Source organism: Pandoraea apista (genome assembly GCF_001465595.2).
GTDB classification, from domain to species: Bacteria; Pseudomonadota; Gammaproteobacteria; order Burkholderiales; family Burkholderiaceae; genus Pandoraea; species Pandoraea apista.
Genome location: NZ_CP013481.2, coordinates 1,362,527 through 1,375,463 on the forward strand (window position 1 = coordinate 1,362,527; position 12,937 = coordinate 1,375,463).

Genomic DNA, 12,937 nt, shown 5'->3' on the forward strand with positions numbered 1-12,937 from the left:
AAGCGTCCGGTAGCAGGGAAACATTTCAAAACAAGGCCGGCGGGCCGTCATTTTGAGATGCCTTCGGGCTGGAGCGCGGGAAGCGCGCCCCCGGTCGGGTGCCCGCGACAAGGAAGATATGCCGCGTATGCACCGTCTGGCGGGGGCCGCGTTGGCCGCGTCGGCTGTACCGCTGTCCGATAGCATGCCATAAGTTCGGGGCGGGCCGACAGCGGTTCCCGCTGCGCCGGGCGTACGCCCGGCGCCACTGTCTACCTCCGGACGGTGCCGTGCCCCAGGTGCGAGACCCCGCGTACAGAACCGACAATGGGCGTTCCCCCCTTCGGGCATCGTGAACGCTGCTTCGACGCAGTGTCGGGGCCGTGGCGACAGGCCATGTTTCTCTTTCCTGAGGACAGCACAACGATGAACGGCTTACAGGCATTCCACTACTCGCCCGGCTTGGGCAACCTTGCGACCACGACACCGATCGCACTCGATCCGACCGCAGGCATTGTCGATGTCGCCAGTTTTCCGCTGGCGGGTATGACGAACATCCGGACCAGTGATCTGGCTGCGTATCCCCGGGCGCTCAGCGCTTCGCACGCCGCTGCCTTGCCACAGGAGACGGGCAAGGTGTTCGGTAACGATCTCCACGGCGTGTCGGCAGACGGCAAAGTCTCGACAGAGATACCCCTCGGCCCGGGCATGGTGACGACGACCGGTGCTGACTGTCCGGGCATTGCTGACGGGCAGCAGACACTGAGCATGGCGCCGTCGAGCGGTGGCACACGAAGCACGCAGTCTGTCCTAAGCGCGTCTTCCGTGGAGACGCTTCATATCTGCACCAGTGCGCAGAACATCGATCCGCGCATTACATCGCTGGACGGTCGTAATCATCCAGTCCATATGCCCGACGACCGCAGCGAGCGCGCGCAGATTTGCCGCGACATCGTGCGCGGTTCGTTACTTGGCACGGGCGGACGCAACGGCACGGTGCCATTCGAAACAGGGCGTGAAGACGTGACGGCGATCGTTGCGGATACCGCCCGGCGCTGGACGGGCCACCCGGCGCTGGCGGGCAAGAAAGAGTGGTCGCGAGCCTGTGACGAGCAGGAGTCGCCGGTGAAATTCATCGAGAAGGTGTGTGAGCGCCTGCAGCAGGGATCTCGTGTCCTGCCAACGGGCGCAAGCACCGAATGGATGCTTCGCGTGGGATGCGCCAACGGCATGCCGATGCATCAGGCGATGGTGCGCGCCGATCTGCCGTCCTCCGTTGGGCTGGGCACGTACGAGTGGGCCAAGCTGAGTCTCGGTATCGAGCAACTCGGCGAACGTCACTGGGAAATGCGCCATGCGGACGTCATGGACGCGGCAGCCCTGCCGGCATCGAACACGCGGTCCTTTACGGCACTGGCGACGTTGATGTCCTCGAAGCCACCGCATATCGCAGCGCAGCGGCTGCGTAACCAACTCACCATGCGTGGCCTGCCGACGGCGCCGGCCGATACCGATACCACCACCGATGCGTCGACGCAGCGCTAAGCGCGAGCCGCCGGGCCAACGCCTGATCGATGGCTGTCATCCATGAAAAAACGCGCCCGGTATGACCCGGGCGCGTAGGTGTTTCGTCTGGACGATCGGCCTGCGCGCGGCGCGATCGACACGCCGCACCCATTAGCGCCGCATCAGGTGCGACGGTAGATTTCGGCGCCGCTCTTGACGAACTCGACTGCCTTGACTTCCATGCCCTGCTTGAGCGCCGCTTCGTCGGTAATGCCTTGCTTGGCGGCGTAATCGCGCACGTCTTGCGTGATCTTCATCGAGCAGAAATGCGGCCCGCACATCGAGCAGAAGTGCGCCACCTTAGCGGAGTCCTTCGGCAGCGTTTCGTCGTGGAATTCACGCGCCTTATCCGGATCGAGGCCCAGGTTGAACTGGTCTTCCCAACGGAATTCGAAACGTGCCTTGGAAAGCGCATTGTCGCGAATCTGCGAGCCCGGGTGGCCCTTCGCCAGATCGGCGGCGTGCGCCGCGAGCTTGTACGTGATGATCCCTTCCTTCACGTCGTCCTTGTTCGGCAAACCAAGGTGCTCCTTCGGCGTGACGTAGCACAGCATGGCCGTGCCGTACCAGCCGATGGTTGCCGCACCGATGCCCGACGTGATGTGGTCGTAGCCGGGGGCGATGTCCGTCGTGAGCGGCCCGAGCGTATAGAACGGGGCTTCGTCGCAGTACTCCAACTGGAGATCCATGTTCTCCTTGATGAGCTGCATCGGCACATGGCCCGGGCCTTCGATCATGACCTGCACGTCGTGCTTCCAGGCGACTTGCGTGAGTTCGCCCAGCGTCTTCAGCTCGGAGAGTTGCGCTTCGTCGTTGGCGTCGTAGATCGATCCTGGGCGCAGACCGTCGCCAAGGGAGAACGCGACGTCATACGCCTTCATAATTTCGCAGATCTCTTCGAAGTGCGTGTACAGGAAGCTTTCCTTGTGATGGGCGAGGCACCACTTGGCCATGATCGAGCCGCCGCGGCTCACAATGCCGGTCATGCGGTTGGCCGTCATCGGCACGTAGGCGAGGCGCACGCCGGCGTGAATCGTGAAGTAATCCACGCCTTGCTCGGCTTGTTCGATGAGCGTGTCGCGGAACATTTCCCACGTCAGTTCTTCGGCCTTGCCGTTCACCTTTTCGAGCGCCTGATAGATCGGCACCGTGCCGATGGGCACCGGGCTGTTGCGCAGAATCCACTCGCGCGTCTCGTGAATATGCTTGCCGGTCGAGAGATCCATCACCGTGTCGCCGCCCCAGCGGATCGCCCACGTCATCTTGTCGACTTCTTCGCCGATCGACGACGTCACGGCCGAGTTGCCGATGTTCGCGTTGATCTTCACGAGGAAGTTGCGGCCGATGATCATCGGCTCCGATTCCGGGTGGTTGATGTTGTTCGGGATGATGGCGCGGCCGCGCGCGATTTCGCTGCGCACGAATTCCGGCGTGATCTCGGCGGGAATGCTGGCACCGAAGTGCTGACCGGGGTGCTGGCGCGAGAGCAGCTTGGCCAGACGCTCGCCCTGCGGGCCAGCATTGCGCACGCTTTCGATGTATTCCTGACGGCGCAGGTTTTCGCGAATCGCGATGTATTCCATCTCGGGCGTGATGATGCCCTGACGCGCGTAGTGCATTTGCGTCACGTTCTTGCCGGCCTTGGCGCGGCGCGGCGTGCGATGCAGGCCCGGAAAGCGCAGATCGGCAGTGGCGGTGTCGGCGGCGCGCTCGCGGCCGAAGGTCGAGGTCAGGCCCGGCAGCGCTTCGGTGTCGCCGCGTTCTTCGATCCAGCCGGCGCGCAGGGCGGGCAGGCCGGAACGGATGTCGATGCGGGCGTCGGGGTCGGTGTACGGACCGGACGTGTCGTAGACGTAGATCGGCGGGTTCTTCTCGCCGCCAAAGCTCGTCGGCGTGTCGGATTGCGAGATTTCACGCATCGGAACACGGATGTCGGGGCGCGAGCCGGTGACGTAGATCTTTCGGGAATTCGGCAGCGGTGCGATCGCGGCTTCGTCCACGCGCGCGTTGGCTGAGAGGAACTTCGGATTGGCGTTCATGCAATGTCTCCTGGCGGGGCACGTGTTGACGCCGATAAATTCGGCGCAAAGCGGCTCAGGAGCATGAACGGGGGCGAGGAACTTCTACGCTCCCTGCGCTGGCATTATCCAGATCAGGTTCTAAGGGTATTTCTCACCCACAACTCACGTTGCAGGACCCCTGCGCTAGCTTTGCGGCAACGATACACCGACATGCCCGCCAAACACAAGCACGATGTGTCCCGAAAAACGTGAACGGATGATGGTGCGATGCGACATGAAAAGGTCGATGAAAACCGTATGTGAGACGCCATCGTCACCGGGCGGCGAGGGTTTTGTCATCGTCGTCGAACACGCGGGCGAGGCGTTGGGCAACATCGTCTGCAAGCGTTTCGGGCACGTTGGTGAAGCTCATCACGAGCGCAGGTGGCAATGGGCGGGCAACGCTGAAGAACGATAGCGCGCCCGGCGCCAAGCCGTGACCGACGGCCGTGCGGCACAGCGCGCGATCCTGGCGATGCGCCTCAATCCAGCCGAGCAGATGCATGCCGCCAGCCTGCTGCGCGAGTTCCATGCGTTCCGGCAGGTGTTGGCGCAGTGCTTGCGCAAGCGCTGCGCGACGCTCGCCGTAAAGCTGACGCATGCGTTTGATATGGCGGCTGAAATGGCCCTGAGTGATGAAGTCGGTGATGGTGGCTTGTTCGATCCACCCCTGTGCGGGGGAGGTAAGCGAAACGTTGGCGACGAACGCATCGCACAGCGCGGGAGGGACCACCAGATAGCCGAGACGCAGGCCAGGAAACAGCACTTTGCTGAACGACCCGGCGTAAAGCACCCGTTCCCCGCCATCCAGACTCTTGAGCGCGGGCAACGGCGCACCGGTGTAGCGGAATTCGCTGTCATAGTCGTCCTCGACGATCCAGCCGTCGTGCGCCTGCGCCCACGCCAGCAAGGCGAGACGGCGCGCCAGCGGCAGCGTGACGGATAACGGCGACTGGTGCGATGGCGTTACCACCGCGAGCCGTGCATCAGGGGCGGCCCGCTCGCCTGCGGCGACGTCGAGTCCGTCTTGGTCCACAGGCACCGGCACTAGCGTGGCGCCGGTCATCCGAAGCCCGGCTTGCGCGCGGAAATAGCCCGGATCTTCGCACCACACAAGGTCGCCCGGGCGCAGCAGCACGCGGGCGATCAAGGCGAGCGCCCCCTGATAGCCCGCCGTGACGATGATTTGTCCGGGGTCGCAGTGGATACCGCGCGAGATCGCCAGATAGCCGGCAATGGCTTCACGCAACGGGGCCCAGCCGATGGCGTTTTGGTAATGCAGTCCGTCGGGGGAAAGATGCCTCGCATGGCGCGCCGCGAGCCGTGCCCACAATTTGCGCGGGAATTCGTCGAGGGCGGGCATGCCGTTTTGCAGCGGGAGCGGCATGCCGAACGCGTTGAGCGGAATGCTGCTGGGGTTATCCGGCAAGTCTCGCACAAGCACTTGCGAGGACCGGGACGTTTCGTCCCGGCCCAGCTCGGAACGCCCCGCGCTGCCGGCGACCGCTCGCGCGGCGGCCTTGAGGCGCGTGCCTGCCAACTGCGGATTGACGCGGCTCCCGGCGGCGCCGTGTCCGATCACGAAGCCTTCCGCGACCAGTCGTTCGTAGGCGGCTTCGACCGTACCTCGCGCCACGCCCAGTTCGCTCGCGAGCGCGCGCGTCGACGGCAGCCGGCTGGACGGCGCGAGCTTGCCGGAGAGAATGCCCTCGCGGATTCGCTCGTACAACGCCCGATAGGTCGGCACGCCCGTAGCGTGCGCAGCATCGCTCAGATGCAGCGCCGCAAGCGCGGGCGGGATAGGGTTGTCGGACATGCGCAATGCCTCGCGTGGCTCGATGGTGGCGTGATGATGGCCCGATGGGCGAACCCCAAACCGCCCGGCACTCTCCGTTCCGGTCGCTGGCTTGGCTCATTTTGGCCTAACGATTCTATTCGGTTTTGGCTCTTCTGAATGAGACAAGGGGTGCGTATCTTCCGGGGTGTCTGGTGTGAGCGCATCGTATGCGTGACGACGGCATGCCCTTGTTATCCCGGCACTTTCCAACCTGAACGGAGACTCGATTCATGCAACGCCTGAATTTCATCAAAGCTTCCTCCCGTCCCTACGAACACCTTGGCATGTTGAGCCACTATTTCCACGACTGCGGCTTGCCGGACGGACTGGTCGAGCTGGTCTGGCTGCGCGCGTCGCAACTCAACGGCTGCGCGTTCTGCATCGACATGCATGTGACTGACGGGCTGAAAGTCGGTATTGAACCGCGTCGTTTGCATCTGCTCTCGGCCTGGCGCGAGACCGAGCTGTACTCGCCGGCAGAGCGTGCGGCGCTGGCGTGGACGGAGGCGGTCACCAATGTTCAGGACGGTCACGTGCCGGACGCCGTTTTCGATGCGCTGCGAGCGCATTACGACGAGAAGCAGATGACCGATCTGACGTTCGCCATCGCTACGATCAACGCGTGGAACCGGGTCGCGATTTCGTTCCGCTCACCGCTGCCGAAAACACCGCAAGGCGTGCGTTGAGGCCGGTGTTCCGCGACTCTCGGACCAGACGCGAAGCACTCTCTGACGCCAATGTCACTGCGCCAGACGGACTTCGCGTTGAAACTCTCGCGGCATGAGCCGTAGCGCGTCGCGGAAGAACCGCCGGTCGGGCGGCGGCAGCATCGGCAACACGCGTCCTAACGAGCGGGCAGCGTGCAACGCCTGCGGCGAATCGCCGTCCTGATGCAAGGCAAACCACAACATTTCGAACCACAGGTTGGCGAGCTGCAATGGCTCGAAGCGAACGCGGCCCTCTTCGTGATCGGCGAGGGTCGTGGCGACCACCTCCGTCCACTGCGTAAAACCTTTGGCTCGTGAGAAAGGCGCGCCAAACGGTTGCACGGCGTCGAGGAAGGCGTCGACGGCCAACGGCGTGCTCGCCCGCAACGTCGCCAGATCGGGGTCGCGTCGCACTGGCACGGCGCCTCGTGCGATACGCAGCAGGAAGACGGTATTCCAGACTGAATTGCCGCCCACCCCGAAGCGGTCGCAGATCCATTCCGACAGACCGATCCAGCGCAACGCCTGACGTTGCACGTCGGCAGCGGCAAGACGCCTGCCGGGGTCGATGAGCGCCCCCTGCCAGAACAGCCACAACGACAGTCCGATGTTAGCCGCGACGTGCTGAGCGAGATCGATGGAGTCGGCTTCGAAGGCGGCCTGCAAGGCGTCGGAGAAGGCTGCCAGCGCATTGGCGGCCGACTGTGCCCGTGCGGGCATCGGGCCGGGGCGCGCAGCGTGCGACTTGTACAACAACGCTTGCAAGTTGCGGCTTTCGAAGCGGATGCGCGGGTTGTAGACGAGGCATGGCGTGAGCGATGCGTCGTCGCTAATGCGTTGCAGGTGCGCAAACGCGCCCGCTTCATCGCGCAACGCATAGGCCTGCCAGGCCTGCACGATCCAGTGCATGGCGCGTAACGTGGGCGAGCCGGGCGGATTCGCGCCAAACGTTGCGGCGAGTGTCGCAAGCGTTTGCTTTGTGCGCGCAGCGTCGCCCATGCGACGCCACACAATTGTCTCGGCAAGCAGGGCGATGCCGCGTTGCACGTCGTCGACGGCGCATACCTGCGCCGCATGGAACGACGGAATCGCGCCGGTGCGCTGACGTCGCGCCTCGCCCGGCGCGGGCGCTTGCGGCGGCGCGAAAAATACCCCGTCCTGCATATCGCGCTTGCCGAGCGTGAGGTGATGCCAGAACGCAATGTCCTGCATGACGTAATCGAGTGCAGGCGATTGGGTATCGGGCAGGGTGTCTTGCGGCAGGCCAAGGAATGCGGCCACAGCGCGGCGCGGATCGTCGAGTGCCTTGTCGCCGATGGTCACCACGATGCGCGACATCTCTTGGCGGGCCAGCCAGAACGGTCCCTTGCCACGGCCGCGCGTGGGCAGCAACCGCACGTCGGCGTGTTTGTCATCGCCCCAGCCGACGGCCACGCCCCAGCGCGCGAAGTCTGAGAACGCGCGACTGATCAGCATGCGCAAATCGCCTGCCACCCCAGACTGACCGAAACGGATTTTCAGCGACGCCAGCGACACGGGCGATGCTTCGTAATGCGCCGCGTAATACACCCGCATCAACAGCCAAAGGCTCTGGTAGCGCACCGGATGCGCGTCGACCATTTGGGGGGCGTCGAGGCGCACGACGAGCGCAGGCGCGCTGGTGGCCGAGGCGGGCGTGAGGTCTGGAACAGAGGTGTCGGGCATGGCATCGAGGGTATCGAGTCGCACCGGGCAGCGGACGACATCCGCCGCATTTACGGAATTTTCTGAGGGTGCACCGATGATACGGCGGTTACGTCGGTTACGGTAGCTTTGCTTTGCGCCTGTCGAAACGCACACTATCCTGCAAACGCTTCCGGTAAGCCGGCGCCAGGCCAGCGCCATTGCCAACGTTCTTGCCATCTCCATGGCATCCCATGCAATAAGGATAACGAAATGAAAAAGATAATTTCTCGCTGGCGGCGTGGTGTCTTCGGGCTGCGGGTTGCGCTCGCGGTCGTGTCTCCCATGGTGTTCGCCGTTCCGGCGCATGCGACGGAAGCGGCGGGCGGGGCCGCGGGGACTAAGGCCGCTGCGGTGCACATGAAGGAGCGTGCCGATTGGGGCAAGTTCTTCGATGCGGAAGGTGTTAAGGGAACGATCGTGGTGCTCGACGGACGCACGCAAACGTATCAGGCGTTCGACACGGCGCGCGCCGAGCGGCGGATGTCGCCTGCATCGACGTACAAGATCTTCAACAGCCTGCTGGCGCTCGAGTCGGGCGCCCTCGATAACGAACGCGAGATCATTCCCTGGGACGGCAAGCCGCGACGCGGGAAGTACTGGAACGCGGCGATGGATCTGCGCACGGCGTTTCGCGTGTCGTGTTTGCCGTGCTATCAGGTGGTCTCGCACAAGATTGCGCGTCAGTTTGCACAGAGCAAACTCAATGAGGCCGGGTATGGGAACCACACTATCGGTCGTGCCGCAGACGCCTACTGGGTCGACGACAGCTTGCAGATCTCGGCACGCGAGCAGGTCGATTTCCTGCAACGTCTCGCGCGAGGGACGTTACCGTTCTCTGCACGCTCGCAAGACATCGTGCGTCAGATTTCGATTGTCGAGGCCAATCCTGATTACGTGTTGCATGGCAAGACGGGCTGGTTCGTCGACAAGAAGCCGGACATCGGCTGGTGGGTGGGCTGGATTGAGCGCGACGGCAACATCACGAGCGTAGCGTTGAACATCGATCTGAAGGACGATGCCGATGCGCCCAAGCGCGCCCGTATCGTTCGTGCCGTGCTCAGTAGTTTGCAGTTGATCTGAGTGCGGTGGCGAATCTGAACGGGCCTTGAACAAGTATTGCGCGGCGCGCACGCCGATCGGCGCCGCTTCCGCGCAATACTCGGAACTGATGGCGTTACAGCGTATTCAATGCGCTCAGCATTTACAACGCGCGCCCGTGTTTGAGCGCTGCCGCGATTTCCGCGACGTGCCGGCCCTGCGTCTTTGCGATCTTCAGTTCGTTCTCGCTGGGTTGACGCGAACCGTCGCCGGCGGCAAGTGTGGTCGCCCCATAGGGGGTGCCGCCGGTAATCTCGCCCATGTTGGTGAGCCCGGGCTCGGTATACGGCACACCGACAATGACCATGCCGTGGTGCAGCAGTGTGGTGTGAAAGCTCGTGATCGTCGTTTCCTGCCCGCCATGTTGCGTGGCCGTGCTGGCGAACACGCTACCGACCTTGCCCACGAGTTGGCCTTTGGCCCACAGGCCGCCGGTCTGGTCGAGGAAGTTGCGCATCTGCGCGGTCATGTTGCCGAAGCGGGTCGGGGTGCCGAAGATAATCGCGTCGTAGTCGACAAGCTGGTCGACGCGCGCGACAGGCACATTCGCGAACGCTGCGCGTGCGGCTTTCGCACCGCTCTTCTCGAGAATGTCATCGGGTACCAGTTCGGGGACTTGCATGACGGTGACGTCGGTGCCGGCAACGCTGCGCGCGCCTTCGGCGACGGCTTCCGCCATCTTGTAGATGTGCCCGTACATGCTATAGAACACCACCAGGATCTTGGCGTTGGCCATGGGAATCTCCTTTCGGGTCGAGAGATGCCGGCGCCGCGGGCGGTTTGCCACGCGAGGCAGCCGTTCCATGATAGTCGACGCTCGTGACGAAACGCCGAATCCGTCACGCGATAAGCACAAGACGAGACGATTTGCCGCAGCAGCGTGCGGTGGCGCGGGAATGATCGGCGGAGACACCCGGACCCCGGGGCGGGGCTGGGTGCGACTTCGCGCGGCTGTTCTCTAGCGTAGACGTGAGCCGATGAGGCAGCCGAGGGCGAGCGCCGCCATCAACACGGTGACACTCGCCGACACGCCACCGACCAGCGCGAGCCCGGTGGCCGCAAGACCATGGGCCAGGACCGCTGCGGGCACAAGCAGCATGGCGCTAATGACACACCAACGCATGACATAGCGCCACATGAAGCGGCTCACGATACGCATCCGGGCGTCGAGTTGATGCCGCTGCCAGAAAGACAGATCGGCGGCCGCGTGGAAGAGCCACAGCGGGCTGAAGTATTTGATGAACAAGTCCATGACGCCACATCGGAAACACAATGCCCGCAGGACGCGGGCATGTCGTCGAGGCACGACGGCGAGACAGATACCGGCTGGCATTGTCGCGCACTTGGGCGCGTCGACGTATCAGGATTGTAGCAGGCACTCACTCACTTTGTGGTGGCGGCAGCGGTCAATAACTGCGCTTATTGTGCCGAACATCACTCAATGACCCCGGAAGTTTTGACATCGTTTGCTATCTCCCATGGTGTCAGGGTCTGTGCGCTGTCGCGGAATCAGGCGCGTGCGGCGTGTTGGCGGTGATCTGTTGGATCAATTCCCAGACCGACTGGGCGGCGGGAGAGAGCGTACGGTTCTTGCGGCGCACCAGCATGATGGTGCGATCGAGTTGCGGCACTAGCGGCAGGGCGACGAGGCGTCCGCCGTTCTCCGGCAGTCCCGGCATCGCGGGGAGCGCCAGTGCCGGCATGATGCTGATACCGATGCCCGCTTCGACCATCCGGAAGACGGTAATCGCGTGCCCGACCTCCTGCGCGACCTGGCAATAGGCGCCGTGCTCGGCCAACGCCCGGTCGATCAGCGGCCGGCTGCCCGAGGCGTAATCGAGCAGCACCAATTTCTCGCCATTGAGGTCTTTCCACGTCACCTGTGTCTGCTTCGCAAAGCGATGTGAGCGTTCGCATACCACGAGGAACGGCTCGACCATGATTGGCTCGCCGACCAGATCATCTGTGCCTTCCGAGGCCACGATGACCCCGAAATCGACTTCCCCGTGCCGCACGCTGTCGGTCGCGAGCGTCTGCACCTGATCGCGCAACATGAGCGTGATGTCCGGGTACCGGGCTGCACATGCCGAGATGCATTCGGGCATCAGATTGGCAGAGATCGTTGGCGCGCTGGCCACACGCACCCGTCCGCGACGTTCCTCGGCCAGGCCATGTGTATCGCGCAGTGCGCTCTCGAGTTCGTCGAGCACCCGGGCGAGTGTTGCCGAAAGGCTAGCGCCCACTTCGGTAAGCGTGACCTCGCGTGTGGTGCGGTCTACCAGCTTGAGCCCGAGTTCTTGTTCCAATTCACGGATGCAGCGGCTCACGGCCGGCTGAGTCAGGCCGATGTCCTCGCCGGCACGGCTGAAACTGCCGTGTTCGGCCACTGCGAGGAACACCTTGAGCTGGCGCAGTGAGATATTCATGCGTCTTTGGTATGAATGAATTTTTTAAATGAATTTGTATTTTAACTGCCCTTGCGTTCTAATACGTGAAAACCCGTATCGCGAGCGCACACTTCCGGTCACTTTTGATCGCCTGCCGATCGACTGACGACCTCGCTGGCGGCCGACATGCCGCCGCGTCCCGTGTCCTGGCGAACGGGCTTTGTCTTTTTTGACGTATTCGAGATCGACGATGGCCAGACCGCGTTTTCTTCCCGACAATTTCACGTTGATGCTGGTGGCGACCGTAGTGCTCGCCAGCTTCCTGCCGGCGCATGGCGAGGGCGAAGTCGCCTTCAACCTGCTCACCAACGTGGCAATTGCCGCCTTGTTCTTCCTGCATGGCGCGAAGCTTTCGCGCGAGGCGGTGCTCGCCGGTGCAACGCACTGGCGTTTGCACCTGCTGGTGTTCGCCAGCACATTCGTGATCTTCCCGATCGTCGGCGTGGCGCTCAAGCCGGTGCTCTCGTGGATGGTCACGCCGGAGCTGTATCTCGGCATTCTCTTCCTGTGCACGCTGCCCGCCACGGTCCAGTCGGCCATCGCGTTCACCTCGATTGCCCGTGGCAATGTGCCGGCGGCCGTGTGCAGCGCATCGGCGTCGAGCTTGTTCGGCATATTCATTACGCCGGTGCTCGTCGGCCTGATCGTCATTCATCACGACGGCAATACGGGCGCCTCGCCGTTCGACTCGATCGGCAACATCATGCTGCAACTGCTCGTGCCGTTCATCGCGGGCCAGCTTTCGCGCAAGGCCATCGGCAAATGGGTCGAGCGCAATCGTGCGGTGCTCAAGATCGTCGATCAGGGCTCGATCCTGCTGGTGGTCTACACGGCGTTCAGCGAGGCGGTGAATACGGGCTTGTGGCATCAGATCCCGCCGCTGGCGCTGCTGGGCTTGCTCGGTTGCTGCGCGGTGATTCTTGCGATCATGCTGGCCGTGACCACCTATTCCGCCCGCTGTCTCGGTTTTTCGCGTGAAGACGAGATCACCATCGTTTTTTGCGGCTCGAAGAAGAGCCTCGCGAGCGGTATCCCCATGGCCAAGGTGTTGTTCGCGACCGGATCGCTGGGCGCGATCGTGCTGCCGCTCATGTTGTTTCATCAGATGCAGTTGATGGTCTGCGCAGTGCTGGCGCAACGTTACGCCAGCCGTCAGCGCGCGGCGCAGGCGGGCAAGAGCGCTAAGGCCGGGGCTGCGAAGCCGGCTGTTCGTGACGGCAAGTCCGACGGCAGCGCCGAGGCAGGCGCCGGCCGCTGAAGTCAAATCCCCGTAAAACGCGGCCCCGCATGCGGCTGAGGGCCGCTGTCACACGCTGGTCGTGCGCAAGTGCTAGAATTGCGGTTGTTTCGCTTCTTGACGACCACCCCGGTCCGGCGGCGCCCGACGCATCTGTCCTTCGACAGGCCCTCTCGCGCTAGCCCCGAGCATGGCGCGCAGCGCCCCTTGAATCTTCGCGAGTGAGCTTTGATGCGGAATCCTTCCGCGTGGCGGCCCCCGTTTTTTAAAAGAGATGTCCC

Annotated in this window: 10 protein-coding genes and 1 riboswitch; of the genes, 4 read left to right on the forward strand and 6 right to left on the reverse strand. The window is 63.4% G+C overall.

Translation table 11 applies throughout. The features are described 5' to 3' along the window. The first annotated feature begins 375 nt into the window (after positions 1-375). Positions 376-1,524 carry a hypothetical protein gene (locus AT395_RS06320; RefSeq protein WP_048627822.1) on the forward strand — a complete coding sequence of 383 codons (1,149 nt, stop codon included), beginning with the start codon at positions 376-378 and terminating at the stop codon, positions 1,522-1,524. Between the two features lie 143 nt (positions 1,525-1,667). Here the strand turns inward: AT395_RS06320 and thiC are convergent, their stop codons facing one another. Both thiC and pdxR read right to left on the reverse strand, forming a co-directional pair. Then, positions 1,668-3,584, reverse strand: coding sequence for a phosphomethylpyrimidine synthase ThiC (gene thiC / locus AT395_RS06325; protein WP_042112587.1), 1,917 nt, complete (start codon positions 3,582-3,584; stop codon positions 1,668-1,670). A gap of 73 nt (positions 3,585-3,657) precedes the next feature. Then, positions 3,658-3,756, reverse strand: a riboswitch (TPP riboswitch). 123 nt (positions 3,757-3,879) lie between these two features. Continuing rightward, positions 3,880-5,421 carry a MocR-like pyridoxine biosynthesis transcription factor PdxR gene (pdxR, locus tag AT395_RS06330; protein ID WP_082164647.1) on the reverse strand — a complete coding sequence of 514 codons (1,542 nt, stop codon included), beginning with the start codon at positions 5,419-5,421 and terminating at the stop codon, positions 3,880-3,882. Positions 5,422-5,672: 251 nt separating this feature from the next. On the opposite strand from pdxR, the gene AT395_RS06335 reads away from it, so the two are divergent. Continuing rightward, positions 5,673-6,128: a carboxymuconolactone decarboxylase family protein gene (locus AT395_RS06335; protein ID WP_052765404.1), complete on the forward strand. Its 456-nt coding sequence runs from the start codon at positions 5,673-5,675 to the stop codon at positions 6,126-6,128. A 54-nt stretch (positions 6,129-6,182) separates the two neighbouring features. Here the strand turns inward: AT395_RS06335 and AT395_RS06340 are convergent, their stop codons facing one another. Then, entirely contained in the window at positions 6,183-7,853 is a 1,671-nt protein-coding gene (locus AT395_RS06340) for a hypothetical protein (protein WP_048627820.1), read from the reverse strand. Positions 7,854-8,084: 231 nt separating this feature from the next. Between AT395_RS06340 and AT395_RS06345 the strand changes: the two genes are divergently transcribed. Then, the gene (locus AT395_RS06345; RefSeq protein ID WP_048627819.1) at positions 8,085-8,954 is read left to right on the forward strand and encodes an OXA-62 family carbapenem-hydrolyzing class D beta-lactamase OXA-153; all 870 of its coding nucleotides are present in this window, start codon (positions 8,085-8,087) and stop codon (positions 8,952-8,954) included. A gap of 121 nt (positions 8,955-9,075) precedes the next feature. On the opposite strand, the gene wrbA is transcribed toward AT395_RS06345, so the two are convergent. From wrbA to AT395_RS06360, 3 genes are all read right to left on the reverse strand, one after another. Continuing rightward, positions 9,076-9,708: an NAD(P)H:quinone oxidoreductase gene (gene wrbA / locus AT395_RS06350; RefSeq protein WP_048627818.1), complete on the reverse strand. Its 633-nt coding sequence runs from the start codon at positions 9,706-9,708 to the stop codon at positions 9,076-9,078. A 222-nt stretch (positions 9,709-9,930) separates the two neighbouring features. Next, a complete protein-coding gene (locus AT395_RS06355) occupies positions 9,931-10,224 on the reverse strand; it encodes a hypothetical protein (RefSeq protein WP_048627817.1) in 294 nt (97 codons plus the stop codon). Between the two features lie 232 nt (positions 10,225-10,456). Then, positions 10,457-11,398 carry a LysR family transcriptional regulator gene (locus AT395_RS06360; RefSeq protein WP_048627816.1) on the reverse strand — a complete coding sequence of 314 codons (942 nt, stop codon included), beginning with the start codon at positions 11,396-11,398 and terminating at the stop codon, positions 10,457-10,459. Between the two features lie 211 nt (positions 11,399-11,609). Between AT395_RS06360 and AT395_RS06365 the strand changes: the two genes are divergently transcribed. Then, entirely contained in the window at positions 11,610-12,677 is a 1,068-nt protein-coding gene (locus tag AT395_RS06365) for a bile acid:sodium symporter family protein (protein ID WP_042112583.1), read from the forward strand. Positions 12,678-12,937: the final 260 nt, after the last annotated feature.